The sequence below is a fragment of the Micromonospora sp. CA-269861 genome (assembly GCF_050948505.1).
Taxonomy (GTDB): domain Bacteria; phylum Actinomycetota; class Actinomycetes; order Mycobacteriales; family Micromonosporaceae; genus Micromonospora.
Map to the genome: position 1 here is coordinate 3,535,093 of NZ_CP192014.1, position 21,260 is coordinate 3,556,352.

Here is a 21,260-nt window from a genome sequence, read left to right on the forward strand (position 1 = left end):
GACCGTAACCAGCGCGGGTGCGCGGCGCAGTCGGCCACGCACCCGATACCGCCCGGCGGCGAGGTGGGTTAGTTTTTATCTACCGACGGGGCCGTTCCGGCCGGGTGCGGTTGGCGCAGCACCGGCACCAACAGCAGGGTCGGCAGCAGCAGCAGCGGCACCACCAGCAGCGCGCGCAGGGTGCCGACCTGGTCGCCGATCAGCCCCAGCAACGGCGGGCCACCGAGGAACGCGGTGTAGCCGATCACCGCGACCACGCTCACCCGCACCGCCGCGTGCGCCTCGTCGTCGGCTGCGGCGCTCATCCCGACCGGGAAGCCCAGCGAGGCACCGAGGCCCCACAGCGCGACGCCGATGATGGCCACCGGCCCGGAGCCCGCCAGCACGGCCAGCCCGGCGCCGACCACGGCGAGCCCGATGGTGCCGCTGAGCACGGGCACCCGACCCCACCGGTCCAGCGCGATGGTGCCGGCGGTGCGCCCGACGGTCATACCGACCACGAACACAGCGAAGACAGCCGCGCCGGCGGCCTCGCTCAGGTCCCGTCCGTCGATGAACGCGACGGCCAGCCAGTCGTTGGCGGCGCCCTCGGTGAACGCCGCCACCAGCACGAACAGCCCGATCAGCAGGGTGCGCGGCTCCCGCCAGGCGGCGAGTTGCGCCCGTCGACGGGCAGCCGGGGTGGCGTCCGCCGGGTCGCCGGTGTGGTCGCTGCCCACCGGCAGGAACGTCCGGGCGGCGAGCGCGGTGCCGGTCAGCACGATCACCGCGACAGCGACGAGGTGCGTGCCGACCGACACGTCGAACCGGGCCGCCCCGGCGCCGAGCGCGGCTCCGGCCACGGAACCGAGGCTCCACCCCGCATGGAAGCGGGGCATGATCGTGCGGCCCAGCCGCCGTTCCACGGCCGCGCCCTCGACGTTCATCGCCACGTCGCAGGCACCGGAGCCGTAGCCGAGGGCGACCAACCCCAGGGAGACGATGGCGAACGACCCGGTCATGGTGGCGCCCAGCCCCGCCACGGTCAGGCCGACCGCGACCAGCACGGTGGCCATCGTGACGGTACGGGCCGCGCCGAATCGCTGGGCGAGCAGTCCGGAGGTGGGCATGGCGAGCAGCGCGCCGATGCTCATGGCCAGCAGTAGCAGCCCGAGCCGGCCGGCGGAGAGGTCCAGTGCCTCACGGACCGCCGGGACGCGGGAGAACCAGCTGCCGACGGCCAGCCCGTTGAGGGTGAAGGTGACAGCGACGCCGTTGCGGGCGAGTCGCACCGCCCGCAGGGTGGGCGGTGCGATGTCCGGGGCTACGGGTCGACTGGTGGGGGCGCTCACGAGGGTGGGTCCTCTTTCTCAGGGGTGATCTGCTGGCACGATCGCACACCTGAGAGCGCTACCACCACAACCGGGAACCGCCCCTTACCGCTGCTGGTGCGGTCGGGGCATGATGTGAGCAGGCGTTTGTCCGACCGGACGGGCCGCTGCGGGAGGCGACGATGACGACAGCGGCACACCGACCGGCCACTCTTGAGGACGTGGCCCGGGTCGCCGGGGTGTCCCGGTCCACGGCGTCGCGGGTGATCGCCGGCACGGGGTTCGCCTCACCGACCGCCCGGGAACAGGTCAGCGCGGCCGTCGACCAGCTCGGCTACGTGCCCAACCCGGCCGCCCGGGCGTTGGTCCGCGGCGGCGGCGTACGCCTGGTCGTGGCCGTTCTGGGGAGCGACGCCGCAGTGCTGGACGACCCGTACGTGCACCAGGTGGTCGGCTCGGCCGCCCGGGTGTGCACGGCCGCCGGTGTCGGGGTGGCGCTGCACTGGCTGCCGCTCGGCGATCCCCGCAGCCTCGACCAGCTCGACGGGGATCGCAGCGTGTGCGGAGTGATCCTGGTCAACACCACCGAGGAGCTGCTGGAGGCGGTGCCCCGGTCGTTACGCGGTCGGGTGGTCTCGATCGGGGTCGGCTCGGCCACCGTGCCGTCGTTCGACGTCGACAACGCCGCCGGCTCCGAAGCGGTCCTGCGCCACCTGTACGCCACGGGTCGCCGCCGGATCGCCATGGTGACCGGCCCCCGGTGGCTGCCCTGCGCGCAACGCCCGGTGCAGACGTACCGCCGACTCATGGCCGAGGCCGGCCTTCCGGAGCGGATCCTCCCCGGGGACTTCAGGGCGGCTCGTGGCCGGGCGGCGGCCGGCGAGGCGCTGCGCCGTTGGCCGGACATCGACGCGATCTACGCGATCAGCGACGACACCGCGCTCGGGGTGATCGCGGGTCTGCGGGACGCCGGGGCGCGGGTGCCCGGCGATGTCGCGGTGGCCGGCTTCGACGACATTCCGTTGGCCGGGATGACCGCTCCGGCGCTGACCACGGCGAGTCATCCGGTGGGGCGGATCGCCGCCGCCGCGGCCACCGCTCTGCTGGACGGGCACCCGGCGGCTCCGGTGACCCTCTTCCCGTCCGCCCTCGTCGCGCGGGCCAGCGCCTGAGTCGACGCTCGGCTGAGATCGCTGACGGTTAGCCCCGCACGGGTCGGGTAACCGCGTCGGACCTGTCGTCCACCGCGAGGAGCGCCGACCCGTGTCCGACTCCGCGCCGTCGCGCTGGGATCCGGCCCCGAGCCCCCGGGACGGCCGGTTGACCGCCCGCCGGCACCCGCCGGGGACGCCGGGCCGTACCGGGCTCGCGCCGATGACCGGCCCCGACGGGGCCCGGCTGGCCCTGCGGTACGCCCCGGAGCCGCCGACCGACGGTTCGGCGTACCGGTTGGTGCTGCTCCTGCACGGTGCCGGCGGCTCGGCGCGTCAGGGGCTGGACCTACTGTTGCCGGTCGCGGACGCGCAACGCCTGCTGCTGGTCGCCCCGGACTCGTCGGCGGCCAGTTGGGATCTGATCGCCGGCGGCTTCGGGGCGGACGTGGGGCGGATCGACCTGCTGTTGGCCACCGTCTTCGACACCTACCCGGTGGCCGACGTGACGGTCGGCGGCTTCTCCGACGGCGCCTCGTACGCGTTGTCGCTGGGCCTGACGAACGGGGATCTGATCGACTCGGTACTGGCCTTCTCCCCCGGTTTCGCCGCGCCACCCGCCACCCACGGCCGGCCACGGATCTTCATCTCGCACGGCGTCGACGACCGGGTGCTGCCCATCGACGTGTGCAGTCGCCGCCTCGTTCCGCACCTGCACGACCTCGGCTACGACGTGACCTACGAGGAGTTCCCCGGCGGCCACGACATCCCCGCCGTGATCCGCGAGTCCGCCACCGCCTGGCTCACCGCCCGTCCTCCACCGGCCGGGGACCACGGCTGACCGGTGCGGGCGTCAGACCGGGGGGAGGCCGAGGGCGTCGTCGACGCGGGCGAGGACGGCGGCGTCGTCCTCCGGGTTGACGCCCCGTAGCAGGTCGATCGCCGTGGCCCGGACCTGACCGATGATCATCGCTAGGGGCAGGGTCTGCGTGGAGCCGAAGAGCTGCCCGGCGGCGTGCACCGCTGCCAACGCCGACTCGTCGGCCCGGGTGGCGTGCCGGTCGGCGGTCTCCTCCTGCCCGTTCAGGTCCGCCGCGAGGGCGGCACCGGCCTCACGGACCGCGTCGGCCAGTGACCGCAGGGCGACGCCCAGCCCGGGTGGGGCCGGTGTGTGCAGGCGGCTGAGGGTCACGCCCGCACGGGCCAGCACCCGCACGTTGCGAACGGCGTAGTCGATCTGCCGGATCGACTCGTCCACCGAACGCAGCCGGCCGATGTGCTGACGTCGACGGACGTTGAGCCGCAGCGCCTCCCCTGCGGCAAGCACTCCGTCGCGCAGCCCGTCCACCCGGGCGTCCATTCCCCGCGCCCGCCTCAGCGCGGCGACCGCCGCCGGCTCGTCGCGGTCGTCCAGCGCGTCGGCGATGCCGCCGAGCAGCCCGGCCAACTCGTCGAAGGTCCGCCGCACCTCGGCGACCAACGGCGCCAGCGGATGCCGGGCGTCGACCAGCAGGCTGGCCGCGAGGGCGACCGTGCCGCCGACCAGCGCGTCGACGAAGCGGAACGGCACCAACGACCCGTCCGGCGGTGCGACCACCACCAGGTAGAGCGCGGAGACCGCCGCCTGCACCAGCGTCACTCCGGTCGCGCCGAAGGCCACCGCGAGCAGGACGGTGAGCAGGATGACGGTGAAGACCGTCCAGGTGCTGCCCGGGCCGAGCGCCTGCACCACCAGGTCCGCGACGAGCACCCCGGCGGCGACCCCGAGGACGACCTCGACAGCTCGGCGGATGCGCTGCCCCCGGGCCTGCCCGAGGACGATGAGCGCGGCGGCCGGCGCGAAGAAGGGCTGCGGGTGCCCGAGCAACCGGGTGGCCAGCAGCCAGGCCACGGTCGCCGCGACTGTCGCCTCCAGCACCGGCCGCCAGCCGTGCCGCAGCCGCCCGCCGGCCGTCCGTAGGCCGCTGAACCGCACCATCGCCCAACCTCTCCCACCCACGGCGGCCGGGTCAGTTTCCGGTGAGGGCGCGCAGCAGCGTACGGACGGCGGCGCCCAGGTCGGCGCGGCTGGCCGCGGTGCCGGGCTGAGGGGCGCTGAGCGCGCCCGCGCCGGCCAGTCGGTCGAAGAGCAGCCCGTCCACGAACGCGACGAACTGGTCGCCCTGCCGATCGGGGTCGGTGGCCCCGGCCCGGGTCAGCAGGTCCCGGGCCTGCACCCGCAGGCCGGTGCCGTGCTGCAGGATGCTGCGCAGCTCGGGTCGGTGCACCGCCTCCAGCAGGCAGGCGTAGCGGGTGAGGCTCCGGCTGCGTCCGGTGCTCAGCCAGGTGTCGAGGACCTCGGCGACGCCGGCGGCGAGTGCGTCCAGGTCGTCGCCGTCGAGCCGGGGGGCGGGCGTCGGGGGTGGCGGGCCGGTCGGCAGGTCGTACGCGGCCAGGTCGGCCCGGTCCCGTTCGGCGAGCCGTCCCACCACCGCCTCGATCAGCGCCTGACGGGTCCGCAGGTACGCGGAGGTGGTGCCGGGCGGCATCCCCGCGCGCCCGTCGACCGCCCGGTGGGTCAGGGCCCGCATGCCACCGTCGGCGATCAGCTCGATCGCCGCGTCGGTAAGCGTCGCGATCCGGTTCGCCCGCGCCGTCATGGCAGTCCCCCTCTCCTGGGTCCGCAGGTAGTATCCTCCTTCTACAGATGTAGAAGGAGGATCGGCATGGACGACTCACACGCGGTGGTGGTGGGTGCCGGCATCGGCGGGTTGAGCGCGGCGCTCGCCCTGCACCGGCGCGGGTGGCGGGTCACCGTGCTGGAGCGCGCCCCCGAGCTGCGCGAGGTCGGCGCCGGCCTGAGCCTGATGGCCAACGCGGTGCGCGCGCTGGACACCCTCGGCCTCGGCCCGGCCCTGCGCCAGGGTGGGCACGGCGAGGCACCCGGCGGAATCCGCAACCGGCACGGGCGGTGGCTGTCCCGGATGGACGCCGCGGAGATGATCCGGCAGCTGGGCACCGCGGCGCTCGGTGTGCACCGGGCCACGCTGCACCGCACCCTGCGCGAGGCCCTGCCCGCCTCGTCCCTGCGCACCGACGCCAAGGTGGAGCACGTCGAGTCCGGCCCGGACCACGCCGAGGTGCGCTATCGGGGGCCCGACGGCCCGCACACCCTCACCGCCGATCTGGTGGTCGGCGCCGACGGCCTGCGCAGCCAGGTCCGCGCCCAGCTCTGGCCGCAACACCCCGGCCCGGTGTACGCCGGATCGACGACGTGGCGCGCGGCCATCGCGTTTTCGGACCCGATCCCGGCCGCCATCACCTGGGGACCGGGCGCCGAGTTCGGCATGGTGCCGATCGGCGACGGCCAGCTCTACTGGTACGGCGCGCTGAACGCCCCGCCCGGCGGCCACGCCCCCGACGAGCTGGCGGCCCTGCGGGAGCGCTTCGGCGACTGGCACGACCCCATCCCGGCGCTCCTCGCGGCGACACCACCCGACGTCGTGCTGCGCAACGACATCTACTACCTGCCCGTGCCGCCGCCCTCGTACGTGCGGGGACGGGTGGCGCTGCTCGGCGACGCCGCCCACGCCATGACACCCAACCTCGGCCAGGGGGCGGGGCAGGCCATCGAGGACGCGGTGGTGCTCGGCGCGGTCTGCGCCGGCGGCGCCGAGGCGCTGCCGGCCGCCCTGGCCGCGTACGACGAGCAACGTCGACCGCGCAGTCAGTCCGTCGCCCGGGCCTCCCTCATCGCCGGCCGCTTCGGACAGCAACTGCACAACCCGATCGCCGTCGCGATGCGGGACACCGTGTTGCGGCTCACCCCGGCCCGGGCCACCCTGCGCAGCATGGCCCGCTACGCGGACTGGCGACCGCCGGCGGACTGAGCCGGCCCGGTGGCCATCCCACCGGCGGTCAGGGCCGTGTACTCCGGCGAGGCGAGGAACTCGGTCAACACCTCAACGGTGCCCGGCGTCCAGGGACGACCGTCGAGCACCTCGGCGCCGGGGACGAAGAGCATCGCCGCGCCCTCACCGAGCACCACGTCGTCCTGCCGGGCCCGGGTGCTGCCGAGGAAGTAGTGCTTCACCCGATCCAGTTCCGGCAACTGTTGCACGGCGACCGGGCGCAGCGGCCCGTCGGCCCGCAGGCCGGTCTCCTCCCACAGCTCCCGCTCGGCGGTCTGCTCCGGCGTCTCCCCCGGCTCGCCGTGGCCGCCGGGCAGCCCCCACACGTTCGGGTGGTGCGTCGCTTGGCCGTCGCGCAGTTGCAACAGCAGTTGCCCGTCGGGATCCACCAGCAGGACGCACGCGACAATTCTCATCCGACCAGCCTACGGCCGACGAGGAACCGTCGTCGGCCCAAAGCTCCAGAATAGTCATTCGGGTCGTCGGCGGAGCTAATCAAAGGCGACAGTGCGCCGGTACAATCGGCGACTTCGTTGTGACCGATCGCTGACTGCTGATGATGAAAGCGATCACACACACTGAGCCCATGAACAGGAGAGTCAACCGCGGCAAGGCACTCCGCGTCGCGGTGTGCCTCCTCCTTGTCGCCGCGCTGAGCGGCTGCATGCAACTCAACATGGGGTTGACCGTCAACGCCGACGACACGGTCGACGGGCAGCTCCTGCTGACGGCCCAGAAGTCCGTCCTGTCCGCACGGAACAAGAACATCCCGCTGGCCTTCGCGGAGTTGCGGCAGAACATCCCCGCCCTACCGGCCGGCGAAGAGACCCTTTACCAGGACGACACTTTCTACGGCTCCCAGATCAGTTACCGCAAGGCGCCGCTGGCCGGTTTCGACACCGAAAGCGTCAAACTGGTCAGGGACGGCGACCTGTACCGCTTCACACTGCCGCTCGATCCCAAGAAATATGGCGGAAAGGTTGCCGAGCAGAATCCGCAAAACCAACAGGCGTTCCTCATGCTCATGTCGTTCGAGATCTCGGTGACTTTTCCCGGCAGGGTGATCGACAGCAATGGCACCGTCAACGGCCGTTCGGTCAGTTGGAAGGTCGATTCCAACCAGCCGAAGCCGACCGAACTGCGGGCCGTGGCGGAGGCGCCACCTCGACCGTCCACCTCGCCGGCCGCCGCCGGCGATGAGGACGACGGCGGGTTCCCCTGGCTGCTGGTCGTCGGCGGTGTCCTCCTCCTGCTGCTGATCACCGCGGTGGGCGTACTCCTGGTGCGCCGCCGTCAATCCGCGGCGCCGGCTGCGCCCGGCCCGACCCCGCCGCCGGGCCCGCCCGCCGGCGCCCCGGGGCCCGGCTGATCCACCTGGTGGCCGGCTCAGCCGGCCACGCCCGGCCCCGGCCGCCCCCGACACGACGGCGACCGGCCCCGGTGCTCCCCTGCGGGGGCACCGGACCTCACCTCACCACCACCACATCCCGGTCGCACCATCGCAGAAAAGGGGGATCGCCGTGAACGATCTCTTCACCTGGGCAGCCCTGGGGACGATCGCCGGCGCGAGCGCCGCGACCCTGCTGGCCACCAACGTCATCGGCGGGCTGATCGGCCCGAGCGGCGACAAGCTCCGCAAGTGGATCGCCATCGCCATCGCGTTGCTGCTGTCCTACGTGACAGCGGCGTTCGCCGACGACGCCGGCGGCGAGAAGTGGGTCATCGCGTTCTTCAACGCGCTTGTCATCTTCTCCGCCGCGCTCGGCGTCAACCAGTTCCCGCCCGGCAACCGGCAGGCGACCCAGCCGTCGCCGACCCAGGTCGCGCAGGGTCGTGAACCCCGAGTCTTCCGCTCCTGGGTCTGAGGGGTGTCGTCATGGTCTTCGGAATTCTCAGCGCGGCCGTCCAGGTCGGTTTCGCCGCCCTGCTCGGCTTCCTCGCCGGTGGCCCGATCGGGCTGCTGATCGGCGCCGTCGTGGGCCTGGTGGTCGGCGCGGTCTTCGGCTGGTCGGTGGCCTCGGCCGGGGTGTACGCCTCGGACGCCCGCGGCATCTTCCTCTTCGTCGTCGACCACACCTGGAGTCTGCTCAACACTGTCGTCGGCGCCATCTACCTGACCGTGCACCTGATCTTCGGGCACTCGCTGGACCGGCCCACCTCGCTGGGCAGCGGTCGGGTCAGCGTGGTGGAGGGGGTCTCCCCCCGGTACGCCACCACCATCGGCACCGTCTGCGCCGGCTCCAGCTCGGGCATCCAGCGGCACGAGGACGTGCACATCTTCCAGGGTCGCCTGCTCGGGCCGCTCTACATCCCCCTCGTCCTGGCCAACTACGTCCTGTTCACCATCGCGCCGGTGTGGCTGCTCTACCACGACCACACCAACGCGCCGATCAACCGCTTCACCCGGTACTTCGAGATCGGCGTCTACCCGCACGTGTGGAACGAGGCCATCGCGTACCGGATCCAGGGGACGCCGCCGCGATGAGCAACCACGGGCGCGGACCGATCGAGACCGCCACCGCCGAGCTGGTCGCCTGGGTGACAAGCGCGGCGGGGGAACCCGTCCCGGTCGGCCCGCCCCGCGCGTGCGACGACGCCGACGGGCTCACCCTCTGGCCGATGGAGCTGCGGCCGGCCCGGCAGACCCGCTCCAGCGGCGCGGTCCGCGAACCGTACCGGTTCACGGTCCGCCACCTGCTCTGCGTGACCGGGCCGGCCGGGTTGCCCCGACTGGACCGGGTGCTCACCGCCGCGACCACCGACGGCAGCTACCCGGTCGTACTGGAGGCCGGCGACCCACCACTGTGGACGGCCTTCGGCACCCCACCACGACCGGCGCTGCTGATCGACGTGGCGGCGCAGGTGGACCACCCGACCCCGGCCGCGCCGCCGGTGCTGCAACCGCTGCGGCTGCGGCAACTCGACGTGCGCAGCCTCAGTGGACGGGTGGTCGGCCCGGAAGACCAGCCACTTGCCGCGATGCGGGTCGAGCTGCCCGGCACCGGGGCCGCCACCCGCACCGACCCCCAGGGCCGGTTCCTGATCGTCGGCGTCCCGCACGACCCCGAGCACCCGAGCCCGGTCCGGCTGCGGCTGACCGGACGCGGGCTCGTCCTCACCGCCGAGGTCGACGCGGACGAGGACGACATCGTCATCGTCTGCGCGCCACCGACCCACTGACACCCACAGGCACAGGAGGACCGATGCCCAGCTACTTCTCCCCCGGCATCTATGTCGAGGAGGTCCCCAGCGGCGCCCGACCGATCGGGCCGGCGAGCACCAGCATCGCCGCCTTCGTCGGCGTCGCACCGGACCGCTCCGCCCACCTGGGCAAAGCAGTGCCGGTCAACAACTGGACGGAGTTCCTGCGGCTCTTCGCCGGTGGGGAGCGGGTCGAGAGCACCCCGCTGGCCAGGGCGGTCTTCGGCTTCCTGGACAACGGCGGCGCCCGCTGCTGGGTGGTCAACGTCGGCGAGGGTGGCGCGATCACCGGCACCGGGCAGCGACGCGGCGGTCTGCAACTGCTGGAGGCCGTCGACGAGATCTCCATCATCGCCGCGCCCGGCTTCCACGACGTGGTGTCCCACGAGGCGCTGCTCAGCATGGCCGAGCGCACCCGCACCATGGTCGCGATCTGCGACCCGGCACCGGACATCGACGACATCTCCGCGTTGACCCGGGTCGCCACGCCGTCCTCCGGCAAACCACCCAAGCCCGCCGAGGGCGGTCCGGCCGGCGGTTCCGGCGGCGGCTCGGCGCAGCCGGGCGGCTCCGGCGGGCACGAGGGGGCCGCCTACCGGCCGCGGCAGTCCGAGTTCGGCGCGTTCTACTACCCCTGGCTGCGGGTCCGCGACCCGATCAGCGGCGAGTTGGAGCTCACCCCGCCGAGCGGGCACCTGGCCGGCATCTGGGCCCGCACCGACGCCCTGCGCGGCGTGCACAAGGCCCCGGCGAACGAACCCGTGCGCGGCGCCGTCGACCTGGGCTACCTGGTCACCCGACCGGAACACGACGTGCTCAACCCCAAGGGTGTCAACGTGATCCGCTACTTCGCCGGCGAGGGCATCCGCGTCTGGGGCGCCCGTACGCTCGCCGCCGAGGCCAGCGAGTGGCGCTACCTCAACGTCCGACGCCTCAGCATCGCCATCGAGCAGGCCATCGCCAACGGCACCCGGTGGATGGTGTTCGAGCCCAACGACTTCACCCTCTGGCGCTCGATCCGGCGCGACATCGGGGCGTTCCTCACCCGGGTGTGGCGGGACGGCGCGCTGCTGGGGCGCAGCCCCGAGGAGGCGTTCTTCGTCAAGTGCGACGAGGAGACCAACCCGCCGGAGGTCCGCGACGCGGGCATGGTGATCGCCCACATCGGCATCGCGGTCGTCAAGCCCGCCGAATTCGTGGTGTTCAAGCTGAGCCAGTGGGCCGGCGGCACCGAGACCGAGACGATCGGAGGCTGACATGCCCACCACCGCCACGCCGCAGCCCGGCGCCCCGGTCGACCCGTACCGGGCATACAACTTCCGACTGCTCATCAACGGCGTCACCAACGGCCACTTCACCGAGATGACCGGGTTGGAGGTGAACATCCCCGGGCAGCCGTACCGGGAGCACGGCCTGGGTCGGATGCGGATGGTGCCCGGTCAGGCCGAGTACGAGCCGGTGACGTTGCACTTCGGCCTCACCGCCTCCCGCGAGCTGTGGGACTGGGTGAACGCCACCGCCCAGGGCACCCTCAACCGGCGCAACGTCTCCGTGGTGCTGCTCGACTCCGTCGGGACGGCCGAGGTGCTGCGCTGGAACCTGATCGACGCCTGGCCGACCCGGTGGCGGGGCGCGCACCTCAACACCCTCAGCCACGAGATCGCCATCGCCTCGCTGACCCTGCGCTACGAGGGCCTGGAGCTGGAGACCGGCGGTGCCACCGCGCCGACGCCCGCGTAGCTGGCTGGCCGCCCGGCTGCGCTCGGCGGCCGGCGCGGCGCAGCGCCTCGCCGTGCGGGTCGAGCCCGCCGGACACCCTCCGCCGCAGCCGACGTCGGAGACGCCCGTGGCGACACCACGCCGTTTCGGGGAGCCTCCGCAACACTGGCTGGACCTGGTCGCCGCCCACGCGCCCGGCCTCCTGCACGACCTTGACCTCGACGCGTCAGCGGTTGGCGACGCCGAGGCCGGGGACGCTCGGCAGGGTGAACCGACAGGTCGGGTCGACGCCGATGGTGCCGACCCGGTCGCGGACGGCAGGGTCGGGGGGTTCGGCCGCGCGGGCACCGCGGGCGGTCCCGCCAGCACGAGCGGCGCCGGCGCGGCTGGCGGGCGCGGTCCCGGTGCAGGCGGTTACCGGGGCCGACCAGGTCGCCGGCCGAGAGCCCGACCGGCAGGTCGGGCCGTCCGGCACCCCCCGGCGACCAGCCCGACGGTACGGAGACGGGTGCTGCCAGCCCGTCCTCGTCCGCCCCGGACGCGACAACCCCGCCGGCCGGATCGACCCCGCCATCGGGGCCGGTCAGGGCGGTGCCTCCGGTACGACGACCGGCCCGGGGCAACACCCTGGCTCCCGACACCACGGCCGACGATGCGACCGGGCTGCCCCGGTCGGATGCACCCCCACAGCCGGTCCGCTCCCTGGTCTTCGGGCCACACGGCTCGCCGAGCAGCCACCCCCACCGGGTGGACGCCGAACCCGCCCGAACCCCATCGCACCGGCCCCTGGACGCACACCGGCCCGGCGAGGTCGACAAGGGTCCCGAGCGGTCCACCGGCTCGTCGCCGGCACGACCCAGCGCCGACCGACTCCCGGCTGGCCGCGACGGGTTGCGGGGCGACTCCGCGGACGGTCGGCCCCGGCCCAGCAGGGACCAGCGCGGCCGGCGTGACAGCGCACCGGACACCTCACGACCGACGCGAGGGGACGCGGCGTCGTCGTACGAGCGTCCGGCCTGGCCCGACCTGGCCGGGGCCGACGCGTCCCGGACCGGCTGGACCCGGACCGGTGTGGAGGACACTCCGACCACCGGGCGCGGCGACCTGGCGCGCGTCGTGGACCGAGGCCCTTGGCTGACCCTGCCCGGCGAACCGGCACCACCCGGGCGACAGGCCGCGCTGAGCGACATCGGGACGCGAGCGGCCGGCGGCGACCGAGCAGCGGGCATCGACGCGCCGCCGCCCGCCCTGGCGACGAGGAGCGTCGACAGGTGGCCGGCGCTGCCCGACGACACCGCACTGTGGTCGGTCGCCGGGGCGGCGCTGGACACCGCCCAGCTGACCCGGCTGGACCGGGAACAGGCGGGCGACTGATGGAACGCGTCGCCTTCCTCATCGACTCCTCAGGCGTTCGGGTGGACTGCCTGCTCAACCCGGAGACCGTGCAGGTGACCCGGCTCGCCGGCGTACGCCAACGGGGTGCCGGCGGCGGGCAGCTCACCGGGTCCGGCCTGGCCGACGACCCGCTGGTCTTCACCGGCGGCGGCCGTACCGAGCTGGTGCTCGACCTGCTCTTCGACGTGGACTTCGTGGAGGCGCAACTCCGTCCGGCCGACGTCCGGGCGCTCACCCGTCCGCTGTGGATGCTGGCGGAGAACTCCACCGCCGAGCACGGCTGGCTGCGACCGCCGCTGGTCCGGTTGGTCTGGGGCAAGACCTGGAACGTGCCAGGTGTGATCATCGCGGTGGCGGAACGCTTTGACGCGTTCACCGGCACCGGGTCGCCGCGACGGTCCTGGCTGCGGTTGAAGCTGGTCCGCGCCGCCGAGACGGCCGATCAGGCCGAGGCCGGCTTCGCGGAGGAGCTGGCCGCCGCGAGCACCCCGACCGCCGCGCCGGGCAGCGCGGTGATCGCCGCCGGTGACGGCGCTGCCGAGCCGGGTCGTTCCGGTGTGCGTTTCGACCTGCTGGCCAACGATGCGCTCGGCTCGCCGCTGCGCTGGCGACTGCTGGCCGAACACAACCGGATCACCGATCCGCTCGCCGTGCCGGCCGGCACCACCCTCGCCGTCCCACCGACCGTCAGCGCCGGAGTCGGGTCGACAGTCGGTGGTGCGGCGATCGGGCTGGCGAGGGCGGTGGGCGGCGCGGTGGGCGCGGCCGCGTCGTCAGTGGGCGCCTCGATCGCCGGTGCGCCGTGGAGCACGGCGACCGGCCCGACCGGCGCGGGTCCGAGCGGGTCCGGCATCCCCGGGGGTACGCCGTGACAAGCGTCGCCCCCCGGGCGTTGATCGTCCTGCTCGACGGCGCCGAGCTGGTCGGCGCGGCTCGTCAACGGGTCCGCTCACTGCGGGTGGCGGCCCGCCTCGACCAGCCCACCCAGGCCGAGTTGGTGCTCGCCACCACCGCCGGGACCAGCGCGTTCGACCCGGCGGTACGCCCCGGCACGACGCTCGACGTACGGCTCGCCGACCACGCGGACGCCCTGTTCACCGGTGAGGTCACCTGCGTGGAGGTGGAGTACGCCGCCGACGGGGCGGCGGTGCTGCGGCTGCGGGCGTACGACCCGCTGCATCGGCTGCGCAAGCGGCAGGGGTTGCGGGTCTTCACCTCGGTGACAGCCGTCGAGCTGGCCCGGGAGCTGTGCGGCGCGGTGGGGCTGGCGGTGACGGCCGAGGTCGACGGCCCTCGGTTGGAGCGGCTGCTCCAGCACCGGCACAGCGATCTCGAACTGCTGCGTGAGGTGGCCGGCCGGGCCGGGCTGCACCTGGCCGCCGACGGCGACGGCCTCCGGCTTGTCACGCTCGCCGGCTACGGAGAGCCGGTGGCGTTGACGCTCGGCGCGGGGGTGCACAGTCTGCGGCTCTCCACCAACACCGACCAGGCCAGCGGTGCCAGCGCGGCGCTCGGCTGGCACCCGCAGCGGGCCGAGGTGATCAGCCAGCAGGTCGACGAGGCGCGCTGCGGCCGACCCGCCGACGACCGCCCGGACCCGGCCGACGTGGGTGCCGACGGTGTTCGCACCGCCGTGGACCAGCCCGGCCGCAGCGACGACGAGTTGGCGGCGCTGGCCCAGGCCCGGCTGGACACCCGCGCGGCGACGCTGGTCACGGCCGAGGGGGTGGCCGATGGCGATCCGGCGCTCCGGCCGGGCCGCCGCGTCGACCTCGGCGGTGTGCCCGACCCGGTCGCCGGGGCGTACGTGCTGACCGAGGTGGTGCACACAGTGGACGGCAACGGGCACCTCACCCGTTTCTCCACGGTGCCGCCGGTCACCCCGGCAGCCGCGACCGGCGGTGCGGTGGTCACCCTCGGCACCGTCACCGACGTCGCCGACCCGGACGGGCTGGGCCGGGTCCGGTTGACCCTGCCGGCGTACGGGGACCTCGACGCCGGCTGGCTCGCCGTGCTCTGCCCCGGGGCCGGGCCGGGCAAGGGTCTGGTGGCGCTGCCCGATCCGGACGACACCGTGCTGGTGGTGCTGCCCGGCGGCGAGCCCGCCTCGGGCATCGTGCTCGGCTCGCTGTTCGGCGCCGTCGAGCCGTACGACGCGGGCATCGACGACGGGAAGGCCCGCCGCTGGACGATGCGCACCGCCGGCGGGCAGTCGATCGTCGTCGACGATGTGCGCCGCAGCCTGCGGCTGGCCACCGAGGGCGGCAGCTTCCTGGAGTTGACCCCCGACCTGGCCACCCTGCACGCGGCGTCCGACCTCGTGATCTCCGCACCGGGCCGGGCCATGGTGGTGCGCGCCCGCAGCGTGGACTTCCTGCACGCCGACTCGACCGAGGACCCGACCACAGCGGCGGAGCAGGCCCGTTCGCTCGCCCGCGCCCATCACCAAGGAGGCGGCTGATGCGCTGGATCCACAGTGACTCCGTGATCACCTGCGATCACGACGGCCGGGTCGAAAATCGACCCTCGCGGCAGTGGGTGACCGTCACCGGTGTGCCCGTGCTCGTCGACGACGACCCGGAGGGACGCAAGATCATCGCTTGCCCGAACTACGGCCCGACCATCAAGCCGTGCACCAAGACGCTGACCGTCCGGGTCGGCTACAGCGACTGGATCCGCGTCGACGGGCACCGGTTGGTGCTGTCGCACCTGGAAGGGTTCACCAACGGCACACCGCCGGGGCTGGTCAAGCACACGGTGCGCGACCCGGCTCAGGGGTTCCTGGGGGCGGACCGATGAGGGCCTTCCGCTTCGTGGGCGCCGGCTTCGATGCCGGCCGTACCGGCGGGTTGGCGCTCACCGCGGCCGGCGGCCTGGCGATGACCGAGGGCGACGAGAGCGTACGACAGGCGCTGTTCCTGCTCCTGTCGACCACGCCGGGCGAGCGGCTGATGCGACCCGGGTACGGCTCCCGGCTGCACCGGTTGGTCTTCGCGCCCAACGACGACACCACTGCCGGCCTGGCCATCCACTACGTCCGGCAGGCCATCGCCCGGTGGGAGCCCCGGGTCGAGGTGATCGACGTGGACGCCGGGCCGGACCCGGACGACGCGTGGCGGCTGGTGATCCGGTTGGACTACCGGGTGCGGGCCAGCCTGACACCCGGGCAGCTGGTCTTCTCCGTGGACCTGCTCCCGGCCGACGAGCCCGCCCAGGGAGGACCCTCATGACGCTGCCCGTGCCGCACCTGGACGATCGCGGCTTCCTCGACCTGGTCACCGAGGCCCGGGAACGGATCCGGCAGTCCTGCCCGGCGTGGACCGACCTGTCGGCGCACGATCCCGGCATGGCGCTGGTGGAGACGTTCGCGCACCTCACCGAGGTGATGATCTACCGGTTGAACCAGTTGCCGGAGAAGGCATACGTCTCGTTCCTGAACCTGCTCGGGGTCACCCGGCACGCACCGACCGCGGCCTGGGCGGACGTCCGGTTCACCCGCACCGGCACCGACCGGGACGCGGTCCGGATCCCGGCCGGGCTGCGGGTCGCGGCGGCCCGGGGCGCGGACCCCCGACCGGTCGTGTTCGTCACCACCGAGCCGACGCTGCTGCCCGCCGACGAGACGTCGGTGACGGTACGGATGCACCAATGCGAACCTGTCGAGGCGGAGCTGCTCGGTGTGGGCACCGGCCAGCCCGGTCAGGTGCTGCGCGCGGCGCACGCGCCGCTGACGCACACCGCCGAGGCGCTGGACCTGCTGCTCGGGGTGGAGGTGCCGGCCGGCACCGTCGAGCTGGGCGCGGCGGCCCGCGAGCACGACGGTCGCACGTTCGAGATCTGGCAGCCGGTGGACAGCTTCGCCGGGCTCGGCCCGCAGGCCAAGGCGTACCTGGTCGACCGCTGCTCGGGCACCGTCACCTTCGCCCCGGCGCTCGACCTGCGACCGCCCGCCGAGGCGACCCCGCACGGCGAGGTCACGGCCGACACGGCCCCGGCGAGTGCCATGCCGCCGGTGACCGTCGCGGCCGTCCCCCCGGCCGGACGGCAGATCCGGCTCTGGTACCGCTCCGGTGGCGGACCCACCGGCAACGTGGCGGCGGGCACGCTGACCAGCCTGCGCGACCCACTACCCGGGGTACGCGTCGACAACCCCACCCCGGCGGCCGGCGGCCGGGAGATGGAGGCGCTGGAGTCGGTGCTGCTGCGCGGCCCGTACGAGTTCTTCGCCCAGCAGCGGGCGGTCACCGCCCGCGACTTCGAGGTGCTGGCCACCAGCTCCGGCGCCGTGGCGCGGGCGCGGGCGTTCACCCGCGCGGCGGTGTACAGCTTCGCCCGGCCGGGCGAGGTCGAGGTGGTGCTGGTGCCGTACGTGCCGGAGGCGGCCCGTCCGGGCGGTCGGCTGCCGGTGGCGGTGCTGCGCGAGCACGAGGTGCCCGAGGCGCGCCACCGGGTCGAGGCCGACCTGGAGGAACGCCGGATGGTCGGCATCCGCTCCCGGGCCACCTGGGCGCGGGTCAAGGCGGTGTCGGTACGGGCCCGGGTGGTGGTCCGTCGCGAGGAGGACGTGGACGCGGTCCGTCGCCGCATCCACGACCGGCTGCACCAGACGTTGAGCCCACTGCCCACCGCGCTCAACCCGACCGGCTGGCCGTTCGGCGAGCCGCTGCGGGCGTCCAACGTGTACCGGCTGCTGGAGCACGCCGAGCCGGGCGTGCGCTACGTCGAGTCGGTGCGGTTCGTGGTCGACGAGGCGCCCGACGCGAACGTCCGCGCCCTCGCCGTGGACCAGTACCAGCCACGCACCTGGTACGCGGGGCGCGGCTCGGTGCTGTTCCGCTCCAGCAACGGCGGCGCGGGTTGGGAACCGGCAGGTCGCTTCGACGACGACGAGACGGTGCTGCGGGTGGCGCCCGCGCCCGCGCCGGTGCGGCCGGGCATCGTCGCGCGTGCCGGCTCGGTGGCAGTGGTGACGCTGCGGGCCTCGGGCGGCTCCCGGGTGCACCTCAGCACTGACCTGGGCGAGACGTGGTCGCTGCTCACCGACCTGGACTCGCGGATCTCCGACGTGGCCTGGCTGGACCGCGACGGCGCGGGCGCGCTGCTGGTGGCCACCGACACCGGCCTTTACGAGGTGTCGCTGCTGCCCGGGGCGGTGCCGTTGCAGATCCTGGTCGACCCGTCCGACGCCGACCGGGGGTTCTACGCGGTCCGCACGTTCGTCTCCGAGCGTGGCGCGCCGGGCGTCGCGGTGGCCGCCCAGGCCAGCTTCGGGGTGTACCTGTCGACGAGCGGCGGCCGACCCGGCAGCTTCACCCACGTCGGTCTGGCCAACGTGGACAACCGGGTCCTCGCGGTGCAGTACGACGGGCCGGCCACCCTGCTGTGGAGCGGCGCCGGCGAACCGGACCCGAAGAAGCCCGGCCAGGGCTGCCACCGCACCCGGCTGTTCGAGTCCGACGTGAAGTGGCAGTCGATGCAGGCCGGCTGGATCGGCGGCACCTGCCGGGACCTCGCGTTCGCCGGCCAACAGGCGGTGGCGGCCACCCAGAGCGGTGGGGTGCTGCGGCTGGACGCGCTGGCCGCCCAGCCCCAGTGGCAGGCGGTGTCGGTCAACTGCGGGTTGCCGCTGCGGGACCGGACGCGGTTCGTGCCTGTCGACGCCATCGCGGTGAGCGGCCCGACGGCCGGCAGCGCGACAACCGGAGGCGCGGCGGCCGGAGGCACCGGCACGACGGAGCGGCTGCTCCTGGCCAGCGGCGAACGCGGCGTGCACCGCAGCGCCGACGCCGTCACCTGGACGCCCAGCGCCAACCAGGCCACCGCCGACGTGGTGACCGTCCCGGATACCTGGCTGCTCTGCTCCGGCGAGCACGACATCGAGGTGGTGCGCCAGGATGCGACGCTCGGCGATTGAACGGCTGCTGCCCGCCGCCTACCAGCGGGCATGCGTGCCGGGCAGCGTGCTCTGGGCGCTGCTGGACGTGATGGAGGGGCTGCACGCCCCGGACGAGGCGGTCCTCGCCGAGGTGGACGCGCTGTTCGACCCGTACCGGGCGCCGGACGGGCTGGTCGTGCGGTTGACCCGCTGGGTGGCGATGGACCACGTGGTGGCCTCGCCCCGGCCGGACGCCCCGCTGCCGCTGCCGGTGGGTCGGCTGCGTGACCTGGTGGCCAACGCCGCCCTGCTGGCCCGCTGGCGCGGCACCCCGTACGGGATACGCCGGGCTCTGGAGCTGGCCACCGGGATGTCGGGCTTCGCCATCGACGAACCCGCCGAGCAACCGTTTCACGTCGTGGTGCGGGTGCCGGCCGCCGCCGCCGGCCAGCTCGCCGTGATCACCCGCATCGTCGAGGCGGAGAAACCCGCCTCGGCCACCGTCGAGATCGTCCTGATAGAGGAGTCGTCATGACCACCGAGTGGGCGGTCGTCGCCGCCGCCGAGCAGTTCACCCTCGATCCGCGCAACAGCGGCGAGCTGACCTTCACCGTCTCCAACCCGGGCAACGCGCCGGACACTGTGGTGTTCGACGTGATGCCCGGTGACGGGTCCCAGCGGGCGTGGTTCAGCGTCGCCGAGCCCCAACGGGTGGTACCCGGTCAGGGTTCGGTGTCGTTCCTGGTCAAGCTCGCCGTGCCGGCCGGCACACCGGCCCGGCGCTACGACATGACCGGGTTCGCGTACTCGGCCAACACCGCGCCGGAGGAGAGTTCCCGCTCCAGCGGGCGGGTCACGTACGAGGTGCGGGCGGTCGCGCCGCCACGGCGTACCCCGTGGTTGTGGATCGCCGCCGCGGCGGCGTTGGTGCTGGTGGTGGTCGCCGTGGGGGTGGTGTTGCTGACCCGCGACGGCGAGCCGGGCCCCGGCGAGCCGCGGGTGGTCACCGTCGAGGCGGAGAGCCTGGTGCCGGGCGCGGTCGTGGAGTCTCCGCGCAAGAGCGGGGCGAAGGTGGAGGAGCAGCCCAACTGCTGTGAGCTGACCTGGTCCGGCGACAAGCAGTTGTTCTTCCAGGGGTTGGCCATCGGCGACAAGGTCACCGTGACGGTGCAGATCCCGGCCGACGGCACCTGGCGTTTCGCCGCGGTGCGCACCACCTCCTTCGACTACGCCAACACCGTCTTCGCGATCGACGGCAACCAGGTCGGCGGCACGTTCCTCGGCTTCACGCCGACGGTGCGCAAGACGGAGTTCCTGGACGTCGGCACGGTCCAGCTCACCAAGGGCCCGCACCAGGTCACGCTCCTGGTGGTCGGCAAGACGCAGGGCACGAACCGCTACTTCGCCGGGGTCGACGAGATCCGGTTCACCGAGATCGTGGCGCAGGCCGTGGCGCGATGAGTGGTCGGCAGAAGGCGTTGCTGGGGCTGCTCGCCGTCCTGCTGGTGGCGCTGTTCGCGGTGGCGGTGGGCGCCGGCCGGGACGACAGGGGTGATCCGGGGGCCCGACACGGGTTGGTCGACAGGTTGGGCGCGCTGGGCGGCGAGCGCTCGGCGGTGGATCCGGCGACGGTCAGTGCCGACTGCGCCGACGAGACGGGCCGGCTGGAGTTCTCCGGAAGTTGCGTGGTGCGGGTCGCGGACCCCGGCGGGCTGCGCACCCTGGTGCTGCGCAGCGCGGCCCGGTTCACTGTGGTCGCCCCGGCGCCGGGTGACGCCGACCTCAGCATCCGCGACGAGGTGGAGCCGGCGGCGGACGGCACCGGCGCGGTGGCGAAGGTCGCCGTGGACCAGGCCACCGAGGTGGGCCTGGTCTGCCCCGGCCTGGGCGGCTGCACGGTCGTCGTGGCCACGTCGTGACCCGACCCGGACCGAGAGGAAGGTGCCGCCGTGGGTGACCTGCGCAAGCCGTTCCTGCTGATGGCCATGCTCGCCATCGTGCTGGCGATCGGGGTGGAGCTCGGTGCCGGGCTGCTGCTGGGCGGCGCCGACGCCGGCGCGGCCCTCGCGGACAGCGCCGGCGCGCTGGACGTGGAGATCGACGACGTGTCCGGGGTCAGCGAACCGTCCGGCCGGGGCACCGGCTACCTGGCGTTGATCGACGCGGTGGCGGTCTGGAGCACCGGGCTGTTCTGTCTGGGCCTGTTGCTGCCCGAGCGCGTCCAGGGGCGGGTGCAGGGCGTCGCCAGCCTGATCTTCTCGATCATCCTGATCCTCGTCGGGCTGGTCGCGCTGGTCATCGCGTTCGTGGAGCTGATGATCATGGTGTCGCTCTTCCTGGCCGTCCCGTTCGGCACCCTGGCGTACCTGGCCCTGTGGGGGTTCTTCCCGGTCGGCGAGGCGGCGGTGCTGCTCGGGCTGGTGCTGCTGCTCAAGCTGGTGTGGGCCGGGATGCTGGTGCTGGCCCAGCCGCGTTTCCTGCAGAACAAGGGCCTCGTCCTGCTGATCCTCACCACCCTGCTGTGCACGGTGGTGCTGGAGTTCCTGCACAACCTGGTGCCCGTGATCCTGGTCAGCATCGTCGACGACGTGGCGGCGCTGGTCTTCGCGATCATCGCGATCATCTGGGGGCTGGTGCTGTTGATCGGCTCGATCCCGGCGATCGTCAAAGCCGTCCGGGTCACCGCCGCCCTACCGGCCCGTTGACGTTTGCGGTATCG

General features: G+C 73.6%; 23 protein-coding genes. 19 read left to right on the forward strand and 4 right to left on the reverse strand.

Going from position 1 to position 21,260, the window contains the following annotated elements; all coding sequences use genetic code 11:
• Nucleotides 1-68: 68 nt before the first annotated feature.
• Complete coding sequence (locus tag ACQP0U_RS16450) at nt 69-1,331, reverse strand: MFS transporter (RefSeq protein WP_433307951.1); 1,263 nt, start codon at nt 1,329-1,331, stop codon at nt 69-71.
• Between the two features lie 161 nt (nt 1,332-1,492).
• Between ACQP0U_RS16450 and ACQP0U_RS16455 the strand changes: the two genes are divergently transcribed.
• Together ACQP0U_RS16455 and ACQP0U_RS16460 are read left to right on the forward strand one after the other, a co-directional pair.
• On the forward strand, nt 1,493-2,482 hold the full coding sequence (locus ACQP0U_RS16455; protein ID WP_433307953.1) for a LacI family DNA-binding transcriptional regulator: 990 nt from the start codon (nt 1,493-1,495) through the stop codon (nt 2,480-2,482).
• 91 nt (nt 2,483-2,573) lie between these two features.
• A complete protein-coding gene (locus ACQP0U_RS16460) occupies nt 2,574-3,302 on the forward strand; it encodes an alpha/beta hydrolase (protein ID WP_433307955.1) in 729 nt (242 codons plus the stop codon).
• Between the two features lie 12 nt (nt 3,303-3,314).
• On the opposite strand, the gene ACQP0U_RS16465 is transcribed toward ACQP0U_RS16460, so the two are convergent.
• Nucleotides 3,315-4,439: an FUSC family protein gene (locus ACQP0U_RS16465; protein WP_433307958.1), complete on the reverse strand. Its 1,125-nt coding sequence runs from the start codon at nt 4,437-4,439 to the stop codon at nt 3,315-3,317.
• Between the two features lie 31 nt (nt 4,440-4,470).
• The gene (locus ACQP0U_RS16470) at nt 4,471-5,100 is read right to left on the reverse strand and encodes a TetR/AcrR family transcriptional regulator (protein ID WP_433307961.1); all 630 of its coding nucleotides are present in this window, start codon (nt 5,098-5,100) and stop codon (nt 4,471-4,473) included.
• Between the two features lie 66 nt (nt 5,101-5,166).
• Between ACQP0U_RS16470 and ACQP0U_RS16475 the strand changes: the two genes are divergently transcribed.
• Nucleotides 5,167-6,330, forward strand: coding sequence for an FAD-dependent oxidoreductase (locus ACQP0U_RS16475; protein WP_433307964.1), 1,164 nt, complete (start codon nt 5,167-5,169; stop codon nt 6,328-6,330).
• On the opposite strand, the gene ACQP0U_RS16480 is transcribed toward ACQP0U_RS16475, so the two are convergent.
• Nucleotides 6,300-6,767: an NUDIX hydrolase gene (locus tag ACQP0U_RS16480; RefSeq protein ID WP_433307967.1), complete on the reverse strand. Its 468-nt coding sequence runs from the start codon at nt 6,765-6,767 to the stop codon at nt 6,300-6,302. The two genes, ACQP0U_RS16475 and ACQP0U_RS16480, sit on opposite strands and share 31 nt — an antisense overlap.
• Nucleotides 6,768-6,907: 140 nt before the next feature.
• Here ACQP0U_RS16480 and ACQP0U_RS16485 point away from each other — a divergent pair, with 140 nt between their 5' ends.
• The 16 genes from ACQP0U_RS16485 to ACQP0U_RS16560 all read left to right on the forward strand — a co-directional run bounded on the left by ACQP0U_RS16485 (nt 6,908) and on the right by ACQP0U_RS16560 (nt 21,246).
• Nucleotides 6,908-7,720, forward strand: coding sequence for an LppM family (lipo)protein (locus ACQP0U_RS16485; protein ID WP_433307970.1), 813 nt, complete (start codon nt 6,908-6,910; stop codon nt 7,718-7,720).
• A gap of 151 nt (nt 7,721-7,871) precedes the next feature.
• Nucleotides 7,872-8,216: a hypothetical protein gene (locus ACQP0U_RS16490; RefSeq protein WP_363613626.1), complete on the forward strand. Its 345-nt coding sequence runs from the start codon at nt 7,872-7,874 to the stop codon at nt 8,214-8,216.
• 11 nt (nt 8,217-8,227) lie between these two features.
• Complete coding sequence (locus ACQP0U_RS16495; protein WP_433307974.1) at nt 8,228-8,836, forward strand: glycine zipper family protein; 609 nt, start codon at nt 8,228-8,230, stop codon at nt 8,834-8,836.
• Nucleotides 8,833-9,531: a carboxypeptidase-like regulatory domain-containing protein gene (locus ACQP0U_RS16500; protein ID WP_433307977.1), complete on the forward strand. Its 699-nt coding sequence runs from the start codon at nt 8,833-8,835 to the stop codon at nt 9,529-9,531. The genes ACQP0U_RS16495 and ACQP0U_RS16500 overlap by 4 nt, the downstream gene beginning before the upstream one ends.
• A gap of 23 nt (nt 9,532-9,554) precedes the next feature.
• On the forward strand, nt 9,555-10,808 hold the full coding sequence (locus ACQP0U_RS16505; RefSeq protein ID WP_433307980.1) for a phage tail sheath family protein: 1,254 nt from the start codon (nt 9,555-9,557) through the stop codon (nt 10,806-10,808).
• Nucleotide 10,809: 1 nt separating this feature from the next.
• On the forward strand, nt 10,810-11,292 hold the full coding sequence (locus tag ACQP0U_RS16510) for a phage tail protein (protein WP_030327509.1): 483 nt from the start codon (nt 10,810-10,812) through the stop codon (nt 11,290-11,292).
• A gap of 570 nt (nt 11,293-11,862) precedes the next feature.
• Nucleotides 11,863-12,645, forward strand: coding sequence for a hypothetical protein (locus ACQP0U_RS16515; protein WP_433307982.1), 783 nt, complete (start codon nt 11,863-11,865; stop codon nt 12,643-12,645).
• Nucleotides 12,645-13,538: a hypothetical protein gene (locus ACQP0U_RS16520; protein ID WP_433307984.1), complete on the forward strand. Its 894-nt coding sequence runs from the start codon at nt 12,645-12,647 to the stop codon at nt 13,536-13,538. The genes ACQP0U_RS16515 and ACQP0U_RS16520 overlap by 1 nt, the downstream gene beginning before the upstream one ends.
• Nucleotides 13,535-15,127: a contractile injection system protein, VgrG/Pvc8 family gene (locus tag ACQP0U_RS16525; RefSeq protein WP_433307985.1), complete on the forward strand. Its 1,593-nt coding sequence runs from the start codon at nt 13,535-13,537 to the stop codon at nt 15,125-15,127. Before ACQP0U_RS16520 ends, ACQP0U_RS16525 begins: the two co-directional genes overlap by 4 nt.
• The gene (locus ACQP0U_RS16530) at nt 15,127-15,465 is read left to right on the forward strand and encodes a hypothetical protein (protein WP_433307986.1); all 339 of its coding nucleotides are present in this window, start codon (nt 15,127-15,129) and stop codon (nt 15,463-15,465) included. Before ACQP0U_RS16525 ends, ACQP0U_RS16530 begins: the two co-directional genes overlap by 1 nt.
• Nucleotides 15,462-15,896: a GPW/gp25 family protein gene (locus ACQP0U_RS16535; RefSeq protein ID WP_124823053.1), complete on the forward strand. Its 435-nt coding sequence runs from the start codon at nt 15,462-15,464 to the stop codon at nt 15,894-15,896. The genes ACQP0U_RS16530 and ACQP0U_RS16535 overlap by 4 nt, the downstream gene beginning before the upstream one ends.
• Nucleotides 15,893-18,580, forward strand: coding sequence for a putative baseplate assembly protein (locus ACQP0U_RS16540; protein ID WP_433307987.1), 2,688 nt, complete (start codon nt 15,893-15,895; stop codon nt 18,578-18,580). The genes ACQP0U_RS16535 and ACQP0U_RS16540 overlap by 4 nt, the downstream gene beginning before the upstream one ends.
• The gene (locus ACQP0U_RS16545) at nt 18,561-19,076 is read left to right on the forward strand and encodes a phage tail protein (protein ID WP_433307989.1); all 516 of its coding nucleotides are present in this window, start codon (nt 18,561-18,563) and stop codon (nt 19,074-19,076) included. The genes ACQP0U_RS16540 and ACQP0U_RS16545 overlap by 20 nt, the downstream gene beginning before the upstream one ends.
• Nucleotides 19,073-20,002: a hypothetical protein gene (locus ACQP0U_RS16550; protein ID WP_433307991.1), complete on the forward strand. Its 930-nt coding sequence runs from the start codon at nt 19,073-19,075 to the stop codon at nt 20,000-20,002. The genes ACQP0U_RS16545 and ACQP0U_RS16550 overlap by 4 nt, the downstream gene beginning before the upstream one ends.
• Nucleotides 19,999-20,460 carry a hypothetical protein gene (locus ACQP0U_RS16555; RefSeq protein ID WP_433307993.1) on the forward strand — a complete coding sequence of 154 codons (462 nt, stop codon included), beginning with the start codon at nt 19,999-20,001 and terminating at the stop codon, nt 20,458-20,460. Before ACQP0U_RS16550 ends, ACQP0U_RS16555 begins: the two co-directional genes overlap by 4 nt.
• Before the next feature lie 30 nt (nt 20,461-20,490).
• Entirely contained in the window at nt 20,491-21,246 is a 756-nt protein-coding gene (locus tag ACQP0U_RS16560) for a hypothetical protein (RefSeq protein WP_433307995.1), read from the forward strand.
• Nucleotides 21,247-21,260 lie beyond the last annotated feature (14 nt).